We start from the raw sequence: 21,588 nt of genomic DNA on the forward strand, positions 1-21,588 counted from the left end.
TAACCGATACTAATTGCCCGTGAGGCTTGACCATATAACACCCAAACAATTTGTGTGTTAGACGGTGAAGTCGACGAACCGAAAGTTCGTGAGAACCGCAAAGAAGACCTGTCACATACCCGAATCAGGGTGAGCGTGAGCGCAAGCCACGAGCATCCGAAAGAATTGCTTGACGACCATAGAGCGTTGGAACCACCTGATCCCATCCCGAACTCAGCAGTGAAACGACGCATCGCCGATGGTAGTGTGGGGTTTCCCCATGTGAGAGTAGGTCATCGTCAAGCACCTATCCCAAAACCCCTGATCAGCCTGGCTGGTCGGGGGTTTTGCTTTTGGGGCGGAAAAGCCGGGGCGGCGGCGCCAGGCAGGCCTCCCGTAGGAGCGGACCTTGTCCGCGATAGCCGGCGGTCCCGGCGCGATTCGCGGATGAGATCCGCTCCTACGCCGCCCCACCTGCGCCATTCCCCTTGTAGGCGCGCGCCCTGCGCGAATCGCGATGGGTATCGCTGCGCTCAACACCATCCTACGAGGGCGTGTCTCCTGCGCCCGTAGGAGTAATTGTCTACAGGCTGTAGTGCTCTTCGTAGGAGCGAGCTTGCTCGCGAACAAGCCCCGTCGCGGAGTCCGTTCGCGAGCAAGCTCGCTCCTACGAGAAGACATGTTCGCCGGCAATATGGGGCGCTCCTACACGGAACGCCCCCGCCCTGGCCCTAGTTCAGCTCTACCTTCTCCCCCTTCGCACTCAACTGCTCGAACGCCTGGTCCAGGCGCTGGCGGAGTTGTTCGGCATCGGGCGTGCGGCGGGAGACGATGAGCTTGAGCGGCAGGCGGTAGAGGGTGTCGTAGGCCAGCGGCGGCAGGCCGGCGGCGTTGCGGGCTTCTTCCACCGGGGCCTGGTAGTCCAGCAGGTAGTCGCCGCGGTCGCGCAGCAGCATCTGCAGCGCCGCGCTGTGGGTGGTGGTGCGGTGGACCTCCAGGTTGAGCCGCGGGTCGTCCAGCAACTGGGTGGCGGGCCGCCAGTAGCTGTAGCCGCTGATCAGGATCACCCGGCTGCCGGCCAGGCCCTGGGGCAGGCGCGGGGCGGGTTGGGACGCCAGGCGATAGAGGTTGAGGGTGACCTGGCCGAGCACGTGCTCGCACTCCAGGGTGCTTTCGGCCAGTTCGGGCTTGCCGGGCGCCCCGGCCCACAGTTGCACGCTGCCGTCGCGCAGGCCCTGGTAGAGGCGGGCACTGGGCAGGGCCCGGAGTTCGGCGCGGTAGCCTGCCTGGCGCAGCAGCTTGCGGATCAGCTCGGCACCTTCGCCCTGGGTGCTGCCGTCATCGTCGGTATAGATGTACGGCGGGAACTCGTAATAGCCGACCGCCAGCGACTGGGGGCCACCGGCCGGGCCTGGCAGGGCATGGGCCAGCGACGCCGGAAGCAGCGACGAGGCCAATGGGAACAGGAGTTTCTTGAGCATTGCTGCGCCGCACCTTTATCGTTCTTGTGTTGGTGTCTGCATTGAGCATGAGTCGCCAACCGGGGCTTGTCCAGTCCGCGGCCGGCAAAGCGGCGGCGACATTCAAGGGCTGCGACCAGCGGCACAAGGGGCAGCCGAAGCGTGACCGCCACGGGGCTATGCTTGAGGGGCAGCCGGCCGCACCCGGGCCTGGCCGAGGGCTCTGCACATGCCACGCAAGGTCTTCTCCAGCAAGGTCTACCTGCACAAGACGGTCCTGGTGACCGGCGGCTGCTCGGGCATCGGCCGTGCGCTGGTCTTGCGCTTCGCCCAGGCTGGCGCCAGGCCGGTGATCCTCGACCTGGACCAGGCCGCGCTCGACAGCCTGGTGCAGCACCTGCAGCAGCACCTCAACGTCGAGGCCCTGGGGCTGCGCTGCGACATCACCGAGCCCGCCGCGGTGGAGCAGGCCGTAGCCGTCGCCATCGAACGCTTCGGCGGCATCGACGTGCTGATCAACAACGCCGGCATCACCCACCGCAGCCTGTTCGCAGAGACCGACCTGAAGGTGTTCCAGCGGGTGATGGCGGTGAATTTCTACGGCGCCCTGCATTGCACCCGGGCGGCCTTGCCCAGCCTGATCGCCCGCCAGGGGCAGATCGTCGTGCTCAGTTCGCTGACCGGCTTCGCCCCCTTGCTCTATCGCAGCGCCTACAACGCCAGCAAGCATGCCCTGCATGGCCTGTTCGACACCCTGCGCATGGAACTGGAGGGCACCGGCGTCTCGGTGACCCTCGCCTGCCCCGGCTTCACCGCCACCGACCTGCGCAAGAACGCCCTGGTCGGCGACGGCTCGGTTATCCGCCAGCCGGCCGTGGTGCTGGGCAGCGAAGTGGCTTCCCCGCGCGACGTGGCCGAGGCGATCTACCAGGGCGCCCTGCAGCGCAAGCGCCTGCTGGTGCTGTCCAACGTCAACTGGCGCGCGCGCATCCTGGCCCGTTACTGCCCCTGGCTGTTCGAGCGCCTGCTGGTGCCGCGCATGTCCGGGCTGAAGCCGAGCCGGCGCTGAGCCGGGCCCGTCAGTGGGTGTGCGGCACGGCCTTGCCCAGGTCCCAGAAGGTGGCCTCGATCTTGTGCCCGTCCGGGTCGCGGACGAAGCAGCCGTAGTAGGGCTCGCCATAGTGCGGGCGAGGGCCCGGAGCGCCATCGTCGTGACCGCCGGCGGCCAGAGCGGCGGCGTGGAAGGCATCCACCGCTTCGCGGCTGTCGGCGATGAAGCCTATGTGGGTACCGTTGCCGACGCTGGCGGGGGCTCCGTCCAGCGGCGTCTGCACCCAGAACTCCGGGAACTCGCGGCCATAGGCCACGGCGCCGGGGTGTTCCATCACCCGGCGGCAGCCGAGCGTGGCCAGCACCGCGTCATAGAAGGCGCGGGCGCGGTCGTAGTCATTGGTGCCGATGGACACGTGGGAGATGCAGCTCGGCGGGCTGTTGTCGTCGCTCATGGCAGGTTCCTGGCGCGGTCGGGAGAGACAAGGTTAGCCGCCCGCGCCGGAGCCTGCCTCAGGCTTCCTCGCGCTCCGGGCCGAGGATGTAGATGCGGTAGGCGGCGACGGTCAGCAGCAGCTGGAAGAAGCCGCTGAGGGCGCTAAGCGCCAGGCTGTAGCCGAGGGCGTTCTCGCTCAGTTGCTCGATCCAGCCCTGCAGGGCCCAGGTGGGGGCGAGGATCACCAGCACGGTGCTGAGCAGCAGGAAGAAGTGCCCGCCGGTGAGGCGGAAGCTCTCGCGCATGGCATCGATCGGGCGCAGGCCGCGCTTGACCAGCAGCACCTCGGCGAAGGCCAGCTTGATCATCACGTAGATGCCCGGCAGCACCATCAGCGACAGGCCGATGACGATCAGCAGCGAACTCAGCGCCGAGAGCAGGGCGAAGGCCGGCCACAGGCGCAGCGCCGCGCGCCACAGCTCGCCGACGCCGCGCTGGCGGCCCTCGCCGAAGTCGACCAGGTAGAGCAGCAGGCTGGCGGTGTAGATGGGGTAGAAGATCAACCCGGCGGCCATGCCCCAGGGCGCGAACTGCTGGGAATTGGCGGCCATGCTCAGCTGTTGCTGGGTGAGCGTCTCCAGGACGATCCAGGGCAGGCAGAGCGGCAGCAGCGTGCCGATGTGGCGGCTGAAGAAGTACCAGGTATCGCGCAGGATGGAGATGGGATTCATCGGCTCGTCTAGGGGACCAGGTGGCAATCGACTCTAACCCAAGCCCGGCGGCGCAGGCCAGAGCCCCCGCCAGCGCGGATGAAGAAGTTTTCATCGACCGGAACTTGTTTTTTCTCCGGCCGATCCAATCTAGTGATGCGTTCCCTCCCCCGGTGCTCACTCGAGGCCCCAGATGAATTCCGAAGAGCAAACCCTGATCGATGGCCTGTTCACCCGCCTGCAGGAAGCCGAGCGGCAAACCGCGCCGCGCGACGCCCAGGCCGAGGCGCAGATCAACCAGCACCTCGTGCGCCAGCCGGCCGCGCCCTACTACATGGCGCAGGCGATGCTGATCCAGGAGGCGGCGATCAAGCGCCTGGACCAGCGCGTCAAGGAACTCGAAGCCCAGGTCGCCAGCCTGCAGCAGAACCGCCCCAGCAGCGGCGGCTTCCTCGCCGGCCTGTTCGGCGGCGGCCAGCGCGAAGCGGCGGCGCAGCCCCAGCAAACGCAACAGCGCCCGGACGGCTGGGGCCAGACGCGCTTCTCCCATCCCGGCGCCAATGCCAGCTACGCCAGCAACCCCAACGACTTCCGCCCCGCCGCGCCCCAGGCCGCTCCCGCCCAGGGCGGCGGCTTCCTGCGTGGCGCCCTGCAGACGGCGGCAGGCGTGGCCGGCGGGGTGATGGTGGCGGACCTGCTGACCAACATGTTCCACCACTCGCAGCCGCAGGAAATCGTCGAGGTGATCCAGGAAGAGGTTCCGGCCGAGCGTTTCGACCCGCAATCCTCCGGGCTGGACGACTCCAGCCAGTCCTCCCTCGATGGTGATCGCTACGCCGACAACGGTTTCACCGACACCGGCTACGACGATGGCGGTTTCGCCGACGACTCCAGCTTCTTCGACGACGACGGCGACATGTTCAGCTGATCGATAGCCCCGCGCCGACGACGCGGGGCTGGCGGTGCGGCGGTGGGCTGCGATAATGCGCGTCCACCGCCTGATCCGGAGCCGCCGTTGAAAACCCTCGCCCTGTTCGCCGATGTGCAGAACCTCTACTACACGGTTCGCCAGGCCTACGGCTGCCATTTCAACTACGCCGCCCTGTGGAGCGAGTTGAGCCGCGAAGGCCGCATAGTCGAGGCCTACGCCTACGCCATCGACCGTGGCGACCCGCGCCAGCAGCAGTTCCAGCAGATCCTCCGCAACCTCGGTTTCGAGGTGAAGCTCAAGCCCTACATCCAGCGCAGCGACGGCTCGGCCAAGGGCGACTGGGACGTGGGCATCACCATCGACGTGCTCGACGCCGTGGCGCGGGTGGACGAGATAGTGCTGTGCTCCGGAGACGGCGACTTCGACCTGCTGCTGCAACGCGTCCGCGCCCAGGGCAAGACCGCCGCCGCCTATGGCGTGCCGGGCCTGACCGCGCAGGCGCTGATCCGCTCGGCGACGCGCTACGTGCCCATCGAGGGCGAGCTGCTGCTGCGCCACTAGCGGCTACAATGCCGGCCATTCCCCCTTCCGTTGCGTGAGTGCTCCATGACCTTCGCCGCCCTCGGCCTGATCGAACCCCTGCTGCGCGCCCTCGACGGCCTCGGCTACCAGAACCCGACCCCCGTGCAGGCCCAGGCCATCCCCGCCGTGCTCAAGGGTCGCGACCTGCTGGCCGCGGCGCAGACCGGCACCGGCAAGACCGCCGGCTTCGCCCTGCCGCTGCTGCAGAAGTTGCTGCAGGAGGGCCCGCAGGTGGCCGCCAACTCGGTGCGCGCCCTGGTGCTGGTGCCCACCCGCGAGCTGGCCGAGCAGGTGCACGACAGCTTCCGCGCCTATGGCCAGCACGTGCCGCTGCGCACGGCGGTGGCCTATGGTGGGGTGAGCATCAACCCGCAGATGATGAAGCTGCGCAAGGGCGTCGACGTGCTGGTGGCCACCCCCGGGCGGCTGCTCGACCTGTACCGGCAGAACGCCCTGAAATTCACCCAGCTGCAGGTGCTGGTGCTGGACGAGGCCGACCGCATGCTCGACCTGGGCTTCGCCCGCGAGCTGGAAGAAGTGTTCGCCGCGCTGCCGAAGCGGCGCCAGACATTGCTGTTCTCCGCCACCTTCTCCGAGGCGATCCGCCAGATGGCCGGCGGCCTGCTGCGCGACCCGCTGTCCATCGAGGTGGCGCCGCGCAACACCGCGGCGAAGACGGTGAAGCAGCAACTGATCACCGTGGACAAGAAGCGCAAGGCCGAGCTGTTCCTGCACCTGCTGCAGGCCCGCCGCTGGCGCCAGGCCCTGGTGTTCGCCAAGACGCGCAAGGGCGTCGACGAGCTGGTCGGCGTGCTCCAGGCCGAAGGCATCGCCGCCGACTCCATCCACGGCGACAAGCCGCAGCCGGCGCGCCTGCGCGCACTGCAGCGGTTCAAGGACGGCGAGGTGGACTTCCTGGTGGCCACCGACGTCGCCGCCCGCGGCCTGGACATCGACCAGATGCCGCTGGTGGTCAACTTCGACCTGCCGATCGTCGCCGAGGACTACGTGCACCGCATCGGCCGCACCGGCCGCGCCGGCGCCAGCGGCCAGGCCCTGTCGCTGGTGTGCGCCGACGAAGTGCAGCAGTTGGCGGCCATCGAGACGCTGATCGGCCAGACCCTGCCGCGCAGCGAGGAAGAGGGCTTCGAGCCGGACCACCGGGTCCCGCAGACCGCGCCCGGCGGGCAGGTGCTGAAGAAGCCGAAGAAACCCAAGCAGCCCAAGGTGCCTGCGGCCAAGCCGGGCAATATCCACCTGGGCGACCTGCTGGCCGACAAGCCGCAGGTGAAGGCGGTGCGCAAGGCGCCGGGCTTCGCCAAGGCGCCGTCCGGCAAGGGCAAGCCGAAGGGCCGCTGAGGGCGAGCACGGGGCAGGGCGCCTCGCGTTGGTGCGCCGGCCCCTCGGCCTTGCCGCTGCGGGCCACGGCTGGCGGGCTTTCAGGATACTGGCGCAAAACCTGCATTTCCGTGCGCAATTCTGAACGCCTATAGTGTGTGCACTGCGCACACAACAAGAACGACAGCCCTATGCGCCACAAGGAACTCAAAGCCTGGACCGCCGGGCTCGCTCAGCTGCTCCCGCTCGCCCCCGGACGCCCGCGCCTGCTCGGCCTCAGCCAGTGGCTGCAACAGGCCTGCCCGGTGGACCACTTCGTGCTCTTCGTCTACGAGGGCAACCACCGCCCGTTGGACCTGTTCGACACCTTCCCGGCGGACGTGCGCCACGTCTACGTGCAGGACTACCAGGTCGGCCCCTACCTGCTCGACCCCTTCTACCTCGCCTGCACCCGCAACCAGGCGCCGGGCCTGTGGCGCCTGCGCCAGTTCGCCCCGGACCACTTCTACCTGGGCGAGTACTACCAGACCTACTACCAGCAGACCGGCCTGACCGAGGAGATCGCCTTCTTCGTCGACCTGGCCGGCGGCGCCAAGGCGGTGCTGTCGCTGATGCGCAAGACTTCGAGCCCGGCCTACAGCCGTGACGAGATGCAATTACTGGACTGCGCCCGCCCGGCGGTGGAGCAGGTGGTGCGCGAGGCCTGGGAACTGCGCCGCGCCCAGCCGCGCCCGGCGCAGGACCTGGACTACAAGATCCGCGAGGCCTTCGACCAGTTCGGCGCGCAGCTGCTCACCGCGCGCGAGCAGGAGATCGTCCAGCTGCTGCTGCGCGGCCACTCCAGCGCCTCGGTGGCCGAGCAACTGGACATCAGCCCGGGCACGGTGAAGATCCACCGCAAGAACATCTACGCCAAGCTCGGCATCGGCAGCCAGTCGGAGCTGCTCGGCCTGTTCATCCGCGAGCTGGCCGGGCAGGACGACGCCGGCGACCTGCGCGCCACGGGCTGACCGCCGGCGCCATGCCCATGTAGGAGCGCGCCCTGCGCGCGAAATCGCGGGCAGGGCCCGCTCCTACAGGTTCATCGCTATCCGCCGTTGCCCATGGTCGCGCGGCCTGAGGCAAGGGCGTCTTTTCGTAGGAGCGAGCTTGCTCGCGAACATCTCCGTGCCGATGCGGTAGGCCGTGCGCCCGGCATCTATCCCCCGAGGGATATATACACCCCGAAAGCCCCATTGCTAGCGTGGATGCCAACAAGAACAGCCACCGAAGGGGCGTGCGGCGATGGATTCCAGCCAGGCTTTCGACATCGAGTTCCGCAACGTGGTCAAGCGCTACGGCAGCGTGCCGGCGGTCAACGGCCTGAACTTCAGGGTCCGCCGCGGCGCCTTCCACTCCTTCCTCGGCAGCTCCGGCTGCGGCAAGACCACCACCCTGCGCATGATCGCCGGCTTCGAGCAGCCCAGCGAAGGCGAGGTGCTGCTGGCCGGCCAGGCGGTGGCCGGGGTGCCGGCGCACCGGCGCCCGGTGAACATGGTGTTCCAGCACTACGCGCTGTTCCCGCACCTGAGCGTGGCCGAGAACATCGCCTACGGCCTGCGCTACCGCACCCCGCGCCCGGACCGCGCCGCGCAACGGCGCATGGCCGACGAGGCGCTGGAGATGGTGCGCCTGTCCGGCTTCGGCGCGCGCAAGCCCCACGAGCTGTCCGGCGGCCAGCAGCAGCGCGTGGCCCTGGCCCGCGCCCTGGTCAACAAGCCCACCGTGTTGCTGCTCGACGAACCGCTGGCCGCGCTGGACCGCAAGCTGCGCAAGGAAATGCAGTCCGAGCTGCTGCGCCTGCAACGCGAGGTCGGCATCACCTTCGTGCTGGTCACCCACGACCAGGAAGAGGCGCTGTCGATGAGCGACAGCATCAGCATCATGAAGGACGGCCTGATCATCCAGACCGCCACCCCCGAAGCCCTCTACGAGACCCCGGCGAGCCGCTACGTGGCCGACTTCATCGGCGAATCCAACCTGTTCGGCGGCACCGTGCGCCGCATCGACGGCGGCCGCGTGGTGCTCGCCACCGCCGCCGGCCTGGAGCTGAGCAGCCCGCAGACGCCCACCGGCCCGGCCCTGGCGGCGCAGAGCGAAGGCTGCATCGCGGTGCGCCCGGAGCTGGTCGGCATCGCCGCCGCCGGCGCCGAGCTGGCCCGCGAGGTGCGCCTGGGCGGCAGCGTGGAAGACCGCATCTACCTGGGCAACCTCACCGAATACCGGGTGCGCACCGAGGCCTTCGGCATCGTCTGCGTGCGCGTGCCGCGCCAGGGCGCCGAGGCTGGCGAAGCCTTCGAGCACGGCGCGCGGGTGCAGGTCGGCTGGAACCAGGCCAGCGGCCTGGCCATGGGCCTCTGAGCAGTGCGGCCGCGCCCTGCGTGGCCTTCGAAGAACCAACCATAACGACAGCAGACAGGCGGGGAGTGACGATGGACAAGAAGACTTTCATCAAAACCATGCGCAGCTGGGAAAACGGCTCCATCACCCGCCGCGAGTTCCTCGGCCGCACCGGCCTGGGCCTGGCGGCGGCGGTGGTGGCGGCGAACACCCCGGGCCTGCTGCTGGGCAAGGCCTACGCCGGCGAGAGCGGCAACCTCGGCGACCGTGTGACCCTGGCCACCTGGCCGAACTACCACAGCCAGGAGAACTTCGACGCCTTCGCCAAGGCCACCGGCGCGCGGGTGCAGATGAACGTGTTCGGCTCCAACGAGGAGATGCTCGCCAAGCTGCAGGCCGGCGGCAGCGGCTGGGACGTCTTCGTGCCGACCAACTACACCATCAGCACCTACGTGAAGCTGGGGCTGATCGAGCCGCTGGACCTCTCGCGCATCCCCAATTTCGACGCCCAGGCCTTCGAGCAGCGCTTCATGGCCCAGGGCACGGTGGACGGCAAGGTCTACGCGGTGCCGAAGAACTGGGGCACCACCGGCATCGTCTACGACGCCAGCCGGATCAAGGACAACCTCGATTCGTGGAAACAGTTCTGGGACCTGACGCTGACCAGCGCCTCGGGCCGCACCATCGTCCACGACTACCAGCTCACCGCCATCGGCAACGCCCTGAAGTACTACGGCTACAGCTTCAACTCGGTGGACGAGAAGGAGCTGGCCGAGGCCGAGAAGCTGCTGATCAAGGCCAAGCCGCACCTGTTCGCCATCAACTCCGACATCCAGCCCTCGCTGCGCAACGGCGATGCCTGGATGGCCATGGCCTGGACCGGCGACGCCTCGCAGCTGCACCGCGACAACCCGGACATGACCTTCGTGCTGGGCAAGGAAGGCGGCGAGATCTGGAGCGACTTCTTCGCCATCCCCAAGGGCGCCGAGCACCGCGACGCCGCCTACGCCTTCATCAACTACCTGCTCGACCCGCAGCACAACAAGCTGGAGGTCCTGGCCCACGGCTACCCCAGCGGCGACAAGCGGGTGGATGCGCTGCTGCCCAAGGAGATGCTCGACGACCCGATCATGTACCCGGCGGCCGAGCGCCTCTCGCCCCTGGAGTTCGGCGCCGCGGCGACCCTCACCAGCCCGGCGCGGGCCGAGCTGATGGCGCGCTTCAAGGCCGCCTGAGGACGGCCCTTCGTAGGAGCGAGCTTGCTCGCGAACCGCTTCGGCATGGCGATGTTCGCGAGCAAGCTCGCTCCTGCAGGGGAGGGCCCATGCAACTCAATGCGTAGGGAATCGAACATGAACATCGCTGTCAGCGCCCCCCTGCAGGCCGCTGCGACGCCGGCGGCCGCTCCGGCGAGGAGCCTCGGCCGCCGCGTCACGCTGCTCCTGCTGCTGCCTTCCACCCTGTGGTTCCTGCTGCTGCTGTTGATGCCGCTGGTGATCATCCTGGTCTTCAGCTTCGGCGAGCGCAGCGCGGTGGGCGGCTACGGCGGCGGGCTGACGCTGGACAACTACCTCAACCTCGGCTCGCGCGCCCAGGCCTTCTGGAACACCCTGACCCTGGCCCCGCTGGGCACCCTGGCCTGCCTGCTGGCGGCCTACCCGCTGGCGTACTTCCTGGCGGTGAAGGTGCGGCGCAACAAGTCGCTGCTGCTGACCCTGGTGATAGTGCCGTTCTGGACCAGCTTCCTGATCCGCACCTACGCCTGGATCTTCATCCTCAGCGGCCGCGGCATCCCGGCGCTGCTGGAGAGCCTGGGGATCGCCGACGTGCGCCTGATCAACACGCCCTGGGCGGTGCTGATCGGCATCGTCTACGGCTACCTGCCGCTGATGGTGTTCCCCATCTACGTGAGCCTGGAGAAGCTCGACAAGCGCCTGCTGGAAGCCTCCGGCGACCTCGGCGCCAGCGCCTTCGAGACCTTCCGCCGGGTCACCCTGCCGCTGTCGGCGCCGGGCGTCATCACCGGGGTGATGCTGGTGTTCATCCTGCTCATGGGCGAGTTCCTGATCCCCGCCATCCTCGGCGGCGGCAAGGTGTTCTTCGTCGGCAACGCCCTGGTCGACCTGTTCCTGCAATCGCGCAACTGGCCGTTCGGCAGCGCGGTGGCCATGACCCTGGTGGCGATGATGCTGGCGATCATCGGCCTGTACCTGAAACTCGCGGCGCGCTATGGCGGCCCGCGCAACGACGGGGTGCTCTGACATGTGGCTGCGCGGCTATTCGACCTCGCTGTACCTGTTCCTCTACGCGCCCATCGCGCTGATCATGCTCTTCGCCTTCAACGCCGGGCGCAGCGCCCTGAGCTTCCAGTGCTGCTCGGTGCAGTGGTTCGGCCGCGCCTTCGGCAACCCCTTCATCATGGAGGCCCTGGGCAACAGCGCGCTGATCGCCTTGTGCTCGGCACTGATCGCCACCTTCTTCGGCACCCTGGCGGTGTTCGGCCTGCAGCGCGTGGGCAAGCGCGTGCGCCTGCTGTTCGACGCGCTGACCTACTGCGCGATCATCGTCCCGGGGATCGTCATCGGCATCGCCACGCTGATCGCCTTCATCACCCTGTTCGACGTGCTCAACCCGCTGCTGCTGGCGCTGGACATGGGCCTGCTGAAGCTGCGCATGGGCTTCCCCACCGTGGTGGCGGCGCACTCGCTGTTCACCATGGCGCTGGTGATGGTCATCGTGCGCACCCGCGTCGAGGCCATGGACAAGGCCCTGCTGGAAGCCTCCGCCGACCTCTACGCGCCGCCGCTGGAGACCTTCCGCCGGGTGACCCTGCCGCAGATCGCCCCGGCCATCCTCGCCGGCTTCCTGCTGGCGTTCACCTTCAGCTTCGACGATTTCATCATCGCCTTCTTCGTCGCCGGCTCCGAGACCACGCTGCCGATCTACATCTTCTCCTCGATCCGCCGCGGCATCACCCCGGAGATCAACGCCATTTCCACGGTGATCATCTGCGCCTCGCTGGCGTTGCTGTTCACCTCCCGCTACCTGCAGAACCGCCGCGCCGGCGTACAGGCCGCCTGAGGGCCGCATTCAAGGAGACGAGCGATGCGTGACCAGCTGTACATCAATGGGCAATGGGTGAGCCCGGACCTGGGCGGCACCTTCACCAGCTTCGACCCGGCCAGCGGCCGGCCGCTGCGCGACGTGCCGGCGGCCACCGAGGAAGACGTCGACCACGCCGTGCGCGCGGCGCGCCAGGCGTTCAACCGCGGCTGGGGGCAGAGCCGCGGCAGCGAGCGCGCCGAGTGGCTGGAGGCCCTGGCCAACGAACTGGAGCGCAACCAGGCCGCCCTGGCCGAACTGGAAGTGCGCGACAACGGCAAGCCGCTGCCCGAGGCGCAATGGGACGTGGCCGACGCCATCGGCTGCTTCCGCTACTACGCCGAACTGGCGCGCGAGCTGGACGGCCGCCAGGACCAGGCGCTGGCGCTGCCCGACGAGCGCTTCCGCTGCCGCATCCGCCACGAGCCGGTGGGTGTGGCCGGGCAGATCATCCCCTGGAACTACCCGCTGCTGATGGCCGCCTGGAAGGTCGCCCCGGCCCTGGCCGCCGGCGCCACCTGCGTGCTCAAACCGTCCGAGCTGACGCCGCTGAGCGCCCTGGAACTGGCCGCCGCGGCCGACGCCATCGGCCTGCCCGCCGGCGTGCTCAACGTGCTGCCGGGCCTGGGGGCCGACGCCGGCGGGCCGCTGGCCCAGCACCCGGGCGTGGACAAGCTGGCCTTCACCGGCAGCGTGCCGACCGGGGCGAAGATCATGTCGGCGGCAGCCCAGGACATCAAGAACGTCAGCCTGGAGCTAGGCGGCAAGTCGGCCTTCATCGTCTTCGACGACAGCGACGTGGAAGCGGCGGTGGAGTGGATCCTGTTCGGCATCTTCTGGAACCAGGGCCAGGTGTGCAGCGCCACTTCGCGCCTGCTGGTGCAGGAGGGCATCGCCCCGCGCCTGCTGGAACGCCTGGTGGAAGCCACCCGCGCCATCGCCATCGGCAACGGCCTGCAGCCGGGCGTGCTGCTCGGCCCGCTGGTCAGCCAGGGGCAGTACGACAAGGTGCTCGGCTTCATCGAACAGGGCAAGGCCAGCGGCGCCCGCCTGCTCACCGGCGGCCGGCGCCCGGCGGGGCTGGAAGAGGGCTGGTTCGTCGAGCCGGCCATCTTCGACGAGCCGGCGGAGAACGCCATCGTCTGGCGCGAGGAAATCTTCGGCCCGGTGCTCTGCGTGAAGCGCTTCAAGACCGAAGCCGAGGCCCTGCGCCTGGCCAACGACAGCCGCTTCGGCCTGGCGGGCGCGGTGATGTCTGGCGATCCGCAACGTGCTGCAAGGGTGGCCGATGGGTTGCGGGCGGGGATCGTGTGGGTCAACTGTTCGCAACCGACCTTCACCCAGGCGCCTTGGGGGGGCATGAAGCAGAGTGGGATCGGGCGGGAGTTGGGGGTGTGGGGGTTGGAGAATTATCTGGAGGTGAAGCAGGTGACGGAGTATGTGTCCGACCAGCCTTGGGGGTGGTACCTGTAGGAGCGAGCTTGCTCGCGAACGGCGTTGGTTCGGTGTGCATCCTCAAGAGCACCCTCTCCCCAGCCCTCGGCTGCGCGCCCCGCCCTGAAGGGAGAGGGGGCTTGTCCGTGCTGAGAGAAGAATTGGCACAAGCCGGAAATCACCGAAGCCGCCGGCTAACGCCATAACATCAAGCCCTGCCCAACGGTCCCCTCTCCCTTCAGGGAGAGGGTTAGGGAGAGGGAGCGGAGTCAGGCCAAGGCAGCGGAATCGCCGGAAAGCTCTGTTCGCGAGCAAGCTCGCTCCTACGAAAAGCCGTGCCCCTGCTCAATCAAGATTGTGGCCGATACGCCACAATACCCCGCTCGGGTCATGCAGCGTGAAATCCCGCATCCGCCAAGCCCGATCCTCCGGCTCCCCCAACTGCACGCCATAACGCCCCGCGATATCGATCTCCCGCAGACGCTGCCACCAGGCGTCGGCGTCTTCCACCAGCAGGTGCAGCATCAGGTTCTCGGCGAATTCCTTCACGTAGTAGTTCTGCAACAGGAAGGCGCAGTGGTCGCCGTGGTGGAAGTAGCTCAGCTCCTCCGAGCTCCACGGGTTGGCGAAGCCCAGGTCGCGGTAGAAGGCCTGGGACTGGGCGTAGTCGCGGGCCGGGACGAAGACTTTCAGTTCGATGCTGTTCAGCTTGCTCATGGCGCTTCCTTGTCGTGGCACTGGCCGGCACGGTGGGCCGCCGCCTCTGCCGGGCGGCTGGCGCGCAGTCTAGCGCAGGCTCAGAGGGCGCGCTGCATGTAGCGGTGGCTGGCCACGCCCGGCAGGTTGGAGTGGCGCTCGGCCTGCACCACGAAGCCCAGGCGCTCGTACAGCGCCTGGGCGCGCGGGTTGGCCACCGACACGTCGAGGGCGGCCATGGGCAGGCCGGCGCGGCGGCCGCGTTCGAGGAAGTGGGCGATCAGTTGGCTGCCCAGGCCTTCGCCACGCAGTTCCGGCGCCACGCCGAGATGGGCGAGGTACAGCGTCCGCTTCGGTGGCGGGCAGATGATCCGCTCCAGCTGCAGGCCACGGCGGATCACCGCCGCCGCGCCCAGGCCGAAGAAGCCGAGTACCTGCCGGCTGGCGGCGAGCAGGTAGCCGAGGTTGGCCTCGCCGCCGAACACGGTGCCCACCGCCACCACCCACCCGTCCAGTTCGCCCACCGTGTGCTGGCGCCAGCCGAACTGGCCGCCGCCCTGGACGAAGGCGTGGCGCAGGAAGTCCTGGGCGCTGTTGCGGCCGGGGCGGGCGAAGGCGTAGTCGAAGGCGTCGGGACCGGAGCTGTAGATCAGCGGGACGGCGGCGTCGACGTCCTCGGGGCGGGCCGGGCGGAAGCTCAGGGGCATGGCGCGGACTCTGCTGGGGAGAATCCGCAATCTAGCACTATGGTTCCAGTTTCAGCCAGCGCAAGGCGCCCAGGCCGGCGGCGCGGCCGCTGGCGAAGCTGGCGGTGAGCAGGTAGCCGCCGGTTGGCGCTTCCCAGTCGAGCATCTCGCCGGCGCAGAACACGCCGGGCAGGGCGCTGAGCATCAGCTGCTTATCCACAGCCTCGAAGGTGACGCCGCCGGCGCTGCTGATGGCTTCGTCCAGCGGGCGCGGGCGCACCACCGTCAGCGGCAGGGCCTTGATCAGCGCGGCCAGGCGCTGCGGCTCGGCGTAGTCGGCGGCTGTGGACAACTCGCGCAGCAGGCCGGCGCGCACACCGTCCAGGCCCAGGCGGCCGCGCAGGTGGTTGGCCATGGACTTGGAGCCGCGCGGCTGGGCCAGGGCTTTCGCCACCTGCTCGATGCTGCGGCCCGGCAGCAGGTCGAGCAACACGCTGGCCGAGCCGTCGCGGGCGATGCGCTCGCGGATGCCGGCGGACAGCGCATAGACCAGGCTGCCCTCGATGCCGCCGGCGGTGACCACGAACTCGCCCTGGCGCGGCGCCTCGCCCTCCAGGCTCATGGCCACCGGCTTGACCGGCGCGCCGGCGAACTTGTCGCGGAAGAACTCGCTCCAGCCCGCCACCTCGAAGCCGCAGTTCGACGGCCGCAGGGGCGCGACTGCCACGCCGCGCACCTGCAGCGTCGGCACCCAGGCGCCGTCGGAGCCCAGGCGTTGCCAACTGCCGCCGCCCAGGGCCAGCACGGTCACGTCGGCCTGCAAGGCCTGGCGCCCTTCGGGGCAGTCGATCAGCAGGCGGCCTTGTTCGTCCCAGCCCTGCCAGCGGCTGCGGGTGTGGATAACCACGCCGCTGTCGCGCAGGCGCTTGAGCCAGGCACGCAACAGGGGCGCAGCCTTCATGTCGGTGGGGAAGACGCGGCCGGACGTGCCGACGAAGGTATTTATCCCCAGGCCATGGATCCACTCGCGCAGGGCCTGGCTGTCGAAATCCGCGAGCAGTTCGCCGATCTCCCCGCGGCGCTCGCCGTAGCGGCCGACGAAGGCCGCCTGATCCTCGGAGTGGGTGATGTTCATGCCACCCACGCCGGCCAGCAGGAACTTGCGCCCCACCGAGGGCATGGCGTCGTACAGCGCCACGCGCACGCCGGCGCCGGCCAGCACTTCGGCGGCCATCAGGCCGGCGGGGCCGCCGCCGATGACGATGGCGCTGGGGGAGGGCAGGGAGCTGTGCTCGGTCATGGGCTGGGCATGGTCGGTGGAAAGGGCGCGCATTCTAGCCTAGCCGCTGGCGGCCGGGGCTGGTCAATTCGCCGGCGGCCGCGTGTGGGCCCCGGCGCGTGGGCAAGTCACAGGTTTGTACCCAGGATATCCACAGGCGGCTCCACAGCTTTCGGGGACAAATCAGCGTGCCCGGCCGACTGTAGGAGCGAGCTTGCTCGCGAACCCCAACCCCGCCGCGGCACCGTTCGCGAGCAAGCTCGCTCCTACGAAAAGCGCGTTGGTCATGTTTTGTTCATCGGGCTGGAGGGCCCGTGAATACTGGGCTGCAGCGAATGCCCCGCAGTTTTTCCACAGGAGGTTCCACAGCATCCGTGGAAAAGTCGCACCTTTTCCTTCGAACGCTGTCTGGTCATCTTTCGTACATCCGGCTGCGGCCCAGGCCCGGCGTGGGCCAGGGCAGACTCCCCGCAGCTTTTCCACAGGTTGCTCCACAGTTGCCGTGGACAACTCAACCCAGGCCCAGGCGCTGCCAGACCCGCTGCGCGCTGTGGTGGAGAATGCCGTGACGCCGCGCCAGGGCCGCGCGGTCCTTGTCGTAGCCGCCGCCGATCACCCCGAGCACCGGGACGTCGCGGGCCAGGCAGCGTTCGATCACGCGCTCGTCGCGGGCGGCCAGGCCGGCGTCGGTGAGGTTCAGGTAGCCCAGGGCGTCGTCCTTGTGCACGTCCACCCCGGCGTCGTAGAGCACCAGGTCCGGCTGGTACAGCGGCAGCAGGTAGTCCAGCGCCTCGTCCACCACCCGCAGGTAGTCGGCGTCGCCCATGTGCAGCGGCAGGGGGATGTCCCAGTCGCTGTGCGCCTTGCGCGCGGGGAAATTCTTCTCGCAGTGCAGCGAGACGGTGATGGCGTCCGGCACCTGCTCCAGGATGCGCGCGGTGCCGTCGCCCTGGTGCACGTCGCAGTCGAAGATCAGCACGCGCCCGGCGCGGCCGCTTTCCAGCAGGTGCAGGGCGATCACCGCCAGGTCGTTGAAGATGCAGAAGCCCGAGGCGTGGTCATGGTGCGCGTGGTGGGTGCCGCCGGCCAGGTGGCAGGCCAGGCCGTGCTTGAGCGCCAGGTCGGCGCCCAGCAGCGAGCCGCCCACCGCGCGCACCGTGCGCCGGGCCAGGGCCTCGCTCCAGGGCAGACCGAGGCGGCGCAGTTCCTCGCGGCTCATGTCGCCGCTGCAATAGCGCTCGATGTAGCCGCGGTCGTGGGCCAGGGCGAGGATGTCCGCCGGGCAGGGCTCGGGGCGCAGCAACGCCGCGTCGCTGGTCAGGCCGCTGTCCACCAGGTGTTCCTTGAGCAGGCGGAACTTCTCCATGGGGAAGCGGTGGCCGGCGGGGAAGGGCGGGCTGTAGTCGTCGTGGTAGACCAGGGGCAACGGCATGGGGCAGGGCTCGGGCGGTTCAGCGGCAAGGGTAAGCCGGCCCCGCGGCCGGGCGCCAGGGCCGCGCATGGGGCACAATAGGCAGCTGACGAACCTTGCCGAGGCGAACCATGCACCTGTCCAGCCTGAGCACTCCGCGCCTGCTGCTGCGCCCCTGGCGCGATGGCGACCTGGAGGCCTTCGCCGCCCTCAACGCCGACCCCGAGGTGATGCGCCACTTCCCCGCCTGCATGGGCCGCGAGGACAGCGACGCCCTGGCCGCGCGCATCCACGCGCACTTCGCCGAGCACGGCTTCGGCCAGTGGATAGTCGAGCGTCGCGACGATGGTGCCTTCCTCGGCGTGCTGGGCGTGCAGCACGTGGGCTTCGAGGCCGCCTTCACCCCGGCGGTGGAGATCGGCTGGCGCCTGAACCGGGCGTTCTGGCGCCAGGGCTATGCGCTGGAGGCGGCGCGGGCGGTGCTGGAATACGCCTTCGCGCACCTGCGCCTGACCGAGGTGGTGGCCTTCACCGTGCCGGCCAACCTGCCGTCCCAGGGCCTGATGCGGCGCCTGGGCATGCGGCGCGATGCGGCCGCCGACTTCGAGCACCCGCGCCTGCCCCAGGGCCACGCGCTGCGTCCGCATGTGCTGTTCCGCATCAGCCGCGAACAATGGCTGGAGGCGCAGACATGAGCGCCGCCGACGATGTGCGCGCCTACCACGCGCTGAGCTGCCACGAGCCGCAGCGCTTCGCCCCGGGGCCCGGCCAATTGGACTGGGCGACCCAGCCGGCGCCCTTCCGCCGCTACGCCGGGGCGCGGCCGATCGAATTGCTGCACCGCCCGCAGGAGGAGTCGCCGGGCTACGACGGCGTGTTCGCCGGCCCCCTCGGCGAGCCCGCGCCGCTGGGCCTGGAAAGCGTCTCGCAACTGCTCTACGACAGCCTGGCGATCTCCGCCTGGAAGGAAGCCGGCGGCAGCCGCTGGGCCCTGCGCGTCAACCCCTCCAGCGGCAACCTGCACCCCACCGAGGCCTACCTGCTGCTGCCGGCCGGGGCTGTGGACAAGTCCGCTGTGCTGGCGCACTACACCGCCGACGAACACCTGCTGGAAGTACGCGCCGAGCTGCCGCCCGCCTTGGCCCAGCAACTGCCCGGCGCGGGCCTGCTGCTGGCGCTGGCCAGCATTCCCTGGCGCGAGGCCTGGAAGTACGGCGAGCGCGCCTACCGCTACTGCCAGCACGACTTCGGCCACGCGCTGGCGGCCCTGGCCATCGCCGCGGCCATCCAGGGCTGGGAAGTGCGGCTGCTGCGCGCGGTGGACGAGCGTAGCCTGGATGCCGCGTTCGGCCTTGACCGCGAGGGTTTCCACGAGCGCGAAGCGGTGGATGCGTTGCTGTGGATAGGTCCGCCCCAGGACAGCGAGCCCCGCGTACCCGATGCGCTGCTGCGGGGGCTGGCGGCGCTGGAGTTGCAGGGCGCTCCGAATCGCCTGTCGCGCAGCTACCGGCACTGGCCGGAGCTGGAGCGCGTCCACGCGCTGTGCCGTGCGCTGGCGCTGGCTCCTGCCGATTGGCGCCTGCCGCGTGCCGAGGCGACCACGGACAACCCCGGCCTGCCATTGCGCCCGATCCTCCACCGCCGGCGCAGCGCGCAGAGCCTGGACGGCCGCAGCGGCATCCACGCCGAGCTGCTGCTGTCCTGGCTGCGCCGGCTGCTGCCGGAAAACTCGCCGGTGCCCTTCGCCTGCTCGGGCGAGCCGCCGCGCCTCGACCTGCTGCTGTTCGTCCACCGCGTCCAGGGCCTGGCGCCGGGGCTCTACTGGCTGGGCCGCAGCGGCCGCGCGCCGGGTGGCTTGCGCGGGGACTTCCTATGGCGCCGGGCGGATGCCGAACTACTGCTGTACCTGTTGCTGGAAGGTGACGCCCGCCAGCTCTCGGCCTTCCTCTCCTGCGGCCAGGACATCGCCAGCGACGGCTGCGTGGCCTTCGCCATGCTCGCCGACCTGGACGCCGCCCTGGCCGAAGGCCCCTGGACCTACCCGCGGCTGTACTGGGAGGCCGGGCAGATCGGCCAGTTGCTCTACCTGGAGGCCGAGGCCGCCGGGCTCTCGGGCACCGGCATCGGCTGCTATTTCGACGAGGCGCTGCGGGAATTGCTCGGCGAAGGACCGGACCGCCCGGTCAGCCTCTATCATTTCACCGTCGGCCGCGCGGTATGGGACACTCGCCTGAGCAGTTCGCCCGCGTACCCCCAGCCGCGCCGCCCGCATCCCATTCGCAGTACCGATTCCGAGGAAACGTCATGACCCAGATCCTGGACAACCTGGTGGCTTTGCTGAGCCTGGAACCCATCGAGGAGAACCTGTTCCGGGGCATCAGCCAGGACCTCGGCTTCCGCCAGCTGTACGGCGGCCAGGTGCTCGGCCAGGCGCTGTCGGCGGCCAGCCAGACGGTGGAGCCGGCGCGCCACGTGCACTCCATGCACGGCTACTTCCTGCGCCCGGGCGACGCCAGCATGCCGGTGGTCTACCAGGTCGACCGCGTGCGCGACGGCGGCACCTTCAGCACCCGACGCGTCACGGCGATCCAGAAGGGCCAGCCGATCTTCGCCCTGAGCACCTCCTTCCAGTACGACGAGGAGGGCTTCCAGCACCAGATCCCGATGCCCGACGTGGCCGGCCCGGAGAACCTGCCGACGGACCTCGAGCTCAAGCAGCGCAGCATCGCCCAGTTCCCCGAGCGCATCCGCGACAAGCTGCTGTACCCCAAGCCCATCGAGATCCGCCCGGTCACCCAGAACGACCCCTACGACCCGCAGGTCGGCGAGCCGATCAAGTACCTCTGGCTGCGCGCCGACGGCAAGCTGCCGGACGTGCCGGCGCTGCACAAGTACATCCTCGCCTACGCCTCGGACTTCGGCTTCCTCACCACCTCGCTGCTGCCCCACGGCCGCTCGGTGTGGCAGAAGGACATGCAGGTGGCCACCATCGACCACTCCGTGTGGTTCCACCGCGACCTGCGCGCGGACGAGTGGCTGCTGTACGCCATCGACAGCCCCTGGGCCGGCAACGGCCGCGGCTTCGTGCGCGGCAGCATCTTCAACCGCGACGGCCAGCTGGTGGCCTCGTCGACCCAGGAAGGCCTGATCCGCCGCCGCGAGGACTGGGCATGAAACCGGGCCTGATCCGCCACTGGGTGTTCGACATGGACGGCACCCTGACCCTGGCGGTGCACGATTTCCCGGCGATCAAGCGGGCCCTGGGCATTCCCCAGGAAGACGACATCCTCACCCACCTGGCGGCGCTGCCCGCGGCCGAGGCGGCGGCCAAGCATGCCTGGCTGCTGGAGCACGAACGCGAGCTGGCGCTGGCCTCCACCGCCGCGCCCGGCGCGGTGGACCTGGTGCGCGCGCTGCATGAAGCCGGCTACCGCCTCGGCATCCTCACCCGCAACGCCCATGAGCTGGCGCTGGTGACCCTGCAGGCCATCGGCCTGGGCGACTGCTTCGCCACCGGCGACATCCTCGGCCGCGGCGAAGCCCGGCCCAAGCCCAACCCGGACGGCCTGCTGCACCTGGCCGAGCGCTGGGGCGTGCAGCCCAGGGAGATGCTGATGGTCGGCGACTACCGCTTCGACCTGGAATGCGGCCGCGCGGCGGGCAGCTACACGGCGCTGGTCAACCTGGCGGAAAACCCCTGGCCGGAACTGAGCGACTGGCACGCCGCGGATTGCGCAGCGCTGGGGCGCTTGGCCGGGGTGTTGGCGTAGGGCGTATAACGCTCCGCGTTATACGCCGTTTAACGGCGATCCCCGGCGGCACCAAGGGCCTGGGCGTCGTCCGCCCTGCCGGCGGAATCGCGGATGAATCCGCTCCTACGGGTGAGAATGCCATGCCTCACGGCAACCTGTAGGAGCGGGCCCTGCCCGCGATTTCGCGCGCAGGGCGCGCTCCTACATTGGAATGGCGTGGGTGGGGTTGCGTAGGAGCGGATTCATCCGCGAAACGCGCCGGTGGTTCCGGCTATCGCGGACAAGGTCCGCTCGAAGTGCGGAGAAACGCCGTCGTAGGATGGGTCGAGCGAAGCGATACCCATCACCACGGCAGCATGGGTT

The 21,588-nt window shown here is 69.2% G+C and carries 21 protein-coding genes and 1 rRNA gene; 15 read left to right on the plus strand and 7 right to left on the minus strand.

The annotated features are described in order from the left end of the window. Positions 1 to 168 precede the first annotated feature (168 nt). Positions 169 to 284: ribosomal RNA gene (gene rrf / locus BM060_RS19505) — 5S ribosomal RNA — on the plus strand. A gap of 426 nt (positions 285 to 710) precedes the next feature. On the opposite strand, the gene BM060_RS19510 is transcribed toward rrf, so the two are convergent. After that, entirely contained in the window at positions 711 to 1,460 is a 750-nt protein-coding gene (locus BM060_RS19510) for a substrate-binding periplasmic protein (RefSeq protein ID WP_074982102.1), read from the minus strand. Between the two features lie 208 nt (positions 1,461 to 1,668). On the opposite strand from BM060_RS19510, the gene BM060_RS19515 reads away from it, so the two are divergent. Further along, positions 1,669 to 2,508 (plus strand): SDR family oxidoreductase, encoded by an 840-nt coding sequence (locus BM060_RS19515; RefSeq protein WP_043315738.1) that lies wholly within the window; start codon positions 1,669 to 1,671, stop codon positions 2,506 to 2,508. A 10-nt stretch (positions 2,509 to 2,518) separates the two neighbouring features. Here the strand turns inward: BM060_RS19515 and BM060_RS19520 are convergent, their stop codons facing one another. Both BM060_RS19520 and BM060_RS19525 read right to left on the minus strand, forming a co-directional pair. Further along, the gene (locus BM060_RS19520) at positions 2,519 to 2,944 is read right to left on the minus strand and encodes a VOC family protein (protein ID WP_074982105.1); all 426 of its coding nucleotides are present in this window, start codon (positions 2,942 to 2,944) and stop codon (positions 2,519 to 2,521) included. A gap of 58 nt (positions 2,945 to 3,002) precedes the next feature. Beyond that, on the minus strand, positions 3,003 to 3,656 hold the full coding sequence (locus BM060_RS19525; protein WP_043273363.1) for a YciC family protein: 654 nt from the start codon (positions 3,654 to 3,656) through the stop codon (positions 3,003 to 3,005). 172 nt (positions 3,657 to 3,828) lie between these two features. On the opposite strand from BM060_RS19525, the gene BM060_RS19530 reads away from it, so the two are divergent. The 9 genes from BM060_RS19530 (at position 3,829) to BM060_RS19570 (ending at position 13,440) form a co-directional block, all read left to right on the plus strand. Continuing rightward, on the plus strand, positions 3,829 to 4,563 hold the full coding sequence (locus BM060_RS19530; RefSeq protein ID WP_074982108.1) for a DUF2076 domain-containing protein: 735 nt from the start codon (positions 3,829 to 3,831) through the stop codon (positions 4,561 to 4,563). A gap of 87 nt (positions 4,564 to 4,650) precedes the next feature. Next, entirely contained in the window at positions 4,651 to 5,127 is a 477-nt protein-coding gene (locus tag BM060_RS19535) for a LabA-like NYN domain-containing protein (protein WP_058070349.1), read from the plus strand. A gap of 45 nt (positions 5,128 to 5,172) precedes the next feature. Further along, positions 5,173 to 6,507: an RNA helicase RhlE1 gene (gene rhlE1, locus BM060_RS19540; RefSeq protein ID WP_074982110.1), complete on the plus strand. Its 1,335-nt coding sequence runs from the start codon at positions 5,173 to 5,175 to the stop codon at positions 6,505 to 6,507. A 170-nt stretch (positions 6,508 to 6,677) separates the two neighbouring features. Next, complete coding sequence (locus tag BM060_RS19545) at positions 6,678 to 7,496, plus strand: helix-turn-helix transcriptional regulator (protein WP_074982113.1); 819 nt, start codon at positions 6,678 to 6,680, stop codon at positions 7,494 to 7,496. A 274-nt stretch (positions 7,497 to 7,770) separates the two neighbouring features. Next, positions 7,771 to 8,886 (plus strand): ABC transporter ATP-binding protein, encoded by a 1,116-nt coding sequence (locus BM060_RS19550; protein WP_074982116.1) that lies wholly within the window; start codon positions 7,771 to 7,773, stop codon positions 8,884 to 8,886. Positions 8,887 to 8,957: 71 nt separating this feature from the next. After that, positions 8,958 to 10,100 (plus strand): ABC transporter substrate-binding protein, encoded by a 1,143-nt coding sequence (locus BM060_RS19555; RefSeq protein WP_074982119.1) that lies wholly within the window; start codon positions 8,958 to 8,960, stop codon positions 10,098 to 10,100. A 117-nt stretch (positions 10,101 to 10,217) separates the two neighbouring features. Further along, on the plus strand, positions 10,218 to 11,126 hold the full coding sequence (locus BM060_RS19560; protein ID WP_074982122.1) for an ABC transporter permease: 909 nt from the start codon (positions 10,218 to 10,220) through the stop codon (positions 11,124 to 11,126). A 1-nt stretch (position 11,127) separates the two neighbouring features. Next, positions 11,128 to 11,946, plus strand: coding sequence for an ABC transporter permease (locus BM060_RS19565; RefSeq protein WP_074982125.1), 819 nt, complete (start codon positions 11,128 to 11,130; stop codon positions 11,944 to 11,946). A 24-nt stretch (positions 11,947 to 11,970) separates the two neighbouring features. Further along, the gene (locus BM060_RS19570; RefSeq protein ID WP_074982128.1) at positions 11,971 to 13,440 is read left to right on the plus strand and encodes an aldehyde dehydrogenase family protein; all 1,470 of its coding nucleotides are present in this window, start codon (positions 11,971 to 11,973) and stop codon (positions 13,438 to 13,440) included. Between the two features lie 306 nt (positions 13,441 to 13,746). On the opposite strand, the gene BM060_RS19575 is transcribed toward BM060_RS19570, so the two are convergent. The 4 genes from BM060_RS19575 to BM060_RS19590 all read right to left on the minus strand — a co-directional run bounded on the left by BM060_RS19575 (position 13,747) and on the right by BM060_RS19590 (position 17,494). Beyond that, positions 13,747 to 14,118: a VOC family protein gene (locus BM060_RS19575; RefSeq protein WP_074982131.1), complete on the minus strand. Its 372-nt coding sequence runs from the start codon at positions 14,116 to 14,118 to the stop codon at positions 13,747 to 13,749. An 80-nt stretch (positions 14,119 to 14,198) separates the two neighbouring features. Then, positions 14,199 to 14,804 (minus strand): GNAT family N-acetyltransferase, encoded by a 606-nt coding sequence (locus BM060_RS19580; protein ID WP_074982133.1) that lies wholly within the window; start codon positions 14,802 to 14,804, stop codon positions 14,199 to 14,201. A gap of 37 nt (positions 14,805 to 14,841) precedes the next feature. Then, the gene (locus BM060_RS19585; protein WP_074982333.1) at positions 14,842 to 16,083 is read right to left on the minus strand and encodes a TIGR03862 family flavoprotein; all 1,242 of its coding nucleotides are present in this window, start codon (positions 16,081 to 16,083) and stop codon (positions 14,842 to 14,844) included. A gap of 490 nt (positions 16,084 to 16,573) precedes the next feature. Continuing rightward, positions 16,574 to 17,494 carry a histone deacetylase family protein gene (locus tag BM060_RS19590; protein ID WP_074982135.1) on the minus strand — a complete coding sequence of 307 codons (921 nt, stop codon included), beginning with the start codon at positions 17,492 to 17,494 and terminating at the stop codon, positions 16,574 to 16,576. A 110-nt stretch (positions 17,495 to 17,604) separates the two neighbouring features. Between BM060_RS19590 and BM060_RS19595 the strand changes: the two genes are divergently transcribed. Genes BM060_RS19595 through BM060_RS19610 form a run of 4 tightly spaced genes read left to right on the plus strand, consistent with a single transcriptional unit; the run spans position 17,605 to position 21,243 of the window. Beyond that, positions 17,605 to 18,168 carry a GNAT family N-acetyltransferase gene (locus BM060_RS19595; protein WP_074982138.1) on the plus strand — a complete coding sequence of 188 codons (564 nt, stop codon included), beginning with the start codon at positions 17,605 to 17,607 and terminating at the stop codon, positions 18,166 to 18,168. Then, positions 18,165 to 19,781, plus strand: coding sequence for a nitroreductase family protein (locus tag BM060_RS19600; RefSeq protein ID WP_074982141.1), 1,617 nt, complete (start codon positions 18,165 to 18,167; stop codon positions 19,779 to 19,781). The genes BM060_RS19595 and BM060_RS19600 overlap by 4 nt, the downstream gene beginning before the upstream one ends. After that, positions 19,778 to 20,647, plus strand: coding sequence for an acyl-CoA thioesterase II (gene tesB, locus BM060_RS19605; RefSeq protein WP_074982143.1), 870 nt, complete (start codon positions 19,778 to 19,780; stop codon positions 20,645 to 20,647). Before BM060_RS19600 ends, tesB begins: the two co-directional genes overlap by 4 nt. Then, positions 20,644 to 21,243: an HAD family hydrolase gene (locus tag BM060_RS19610; RefSeq protein ID WP_074982146.1), complete on the plus strand. Its 600-nt coding sequence runs from the start codon at positions 20,644 to 20,646 to the stop codon at positions 21,241 to 21,243. Before tesB ends, BM060_RS19610 begins: the two co-directional genes overlap by 4 nt. Positions 21,244 to 21,588: the final 345 nt, after the last annotated feature.

Source organism: Pseudomonas citronellolis (assembly GCF_900112375.1).
Classification (GTDB): Bacteria; Pseudomonadota; Gammaproteobacteria; order Pseudomonadales; family Pseudomonadaceae; genus Pseudomonas; species Pseudomonas citronellolis.

Bases quoted from the DNA above. Each gene is read 5' to 3' on its own strand.
- BM060_RS19510 (WP_074982102.1), bottom strand. From the start codon at position 1,460: ATGCTCAAGAAACTCCTGTTCCCATTGGCCTCGTCGCTGCTTCCGGCG.
- BM060_RS19515 (WP_043315738.1), top strand. From the start codon at position 1,669: ATGCCACGCAAGGTCTTCTCCAGCAAGGTCTACCTGCACAAGACGGTC.
- BM060_RS19520 (WP_074982105.1), bottom strand. From the start codon at position 2,944: ATGAGCGACGACAACAGCCCGCCGAGCTGCATCTCCCACGTGTCCATC.
- BM060_RS19525 (WP_043273363.1), bottom strand. From the start codon at position 3,656: ATGAATCCCATCTCCATCCTGCGCGATACCTGGTACTTCTTCAGCCGC.
- BM060_RS19530 (WP_074982108.1), top strand. From the start codon at position 3,829: ATGAATTCCGAAGAGCAAACCCTGATCGATGGCCTGTTCACCCGCCTG.
- rhlE1 (WP_074982110.1), top strand. From the start codon at position 5,173: ATGACCTTCGCCGCCCTCGGCCTGATCGAACCCCTGCTGCGCGCCCTC.
- BM060_RS19545 (WP_074982113.1), top strand. From the start codon at position 6,678: ATGCGCCACAAGGAACTCAAAGCCTGGACCGCCGGGCTCGCTCAGCTG.
- BM060_RS19550 (WP_074982116.1), top strand. From the start codon at position 7,771: ATGGATTCCAGCCAGGCTTTCGACATCGAGTTCCGCAACGTGGTCAAG.
- BM060_RS19555 (WP_074982119.1), top strand. From the start codon at position 8,958: ATGGACAAGAAGACTTTCATCAAAACCATGCGCAGCTGGGAAAACGGC.
- BM060_RS19560 (WP_074982122.1), top strand. From the start codon at position 10,218: ATGAACATCGCTGTCAGCGCCCCCCTGCAGGCCGCTGCGACGCCGGCG.
- BM060_RS19565 (WP_074982125.1), top strand. From the start codon at position 11,128: ATGTGGCTGCGCGGCTATTCGACCTCGCTGTACCTGTTCCTCTACGCG.
- BM060_RS19570 (WP_074982128.1), top strand. From the start codon at position 11,971: ATGCGTGACCAGCTGTACATCAATGGGCAATGGGTGAGCCCGGACCTG.
- BM060_RS19575 (WP_074982131.1), bottom strand. From the start codon at position 14,118: ATGAGCAAGCTGAACAGCATCGAACTGAAAGTCTTCGTCCCGGCCCGC.
- BM060_RS19580 (WP_074982133.1), bottom strand. From the start codon at position 14,804: ATGCCCCTGAGCTTCCGCCCGGCCCGCCCCGAGGACGTCGACGCCGCC.
- BM060_RS19585 (WP_074982333.1), bottom strand. From the start codon at position 16,083: ATGACCGAGCACAGCTCCCTGCCCTCCCCCAGCGCCATCGTCATCGGC.
- BM060_RS19590 (WP_074982135.1), bottom strand. From the start codon at position 17,494: ATGCCGTTGCCCCTGGTCTACCACGACGACTACAGCCCGCCCTTCCCC.
- BM060_RS19595 (WP_074982138.1), top strand. From the start codon at position 17,605: ATGCACCTGTCCAGCCTGAGCACTCCGCGCCTGCTGCTGCGCCCCTGG.
- BM060_RS19600 (WP_074982141.1), top strand. From the start codon at position 18,165: ATGAGCGCCGCCGACGATGTGCGCGCCTACCACGCGCTGAGCTGCCAC.
- tesB (WP_074982143.1), top strand. From the start codon at position 19,778: ATGACCCAGATCCTGGACAACCTGGTGGCTTTGCTGAGCCTGGAACCC.
- BM060_RS19610 (WP_074982146.1), top strand. From the start codon at position 20,644: ATGAAACCGGGCCTGATCCGCCACTGGGTGTTCGACATGGACGGCACC.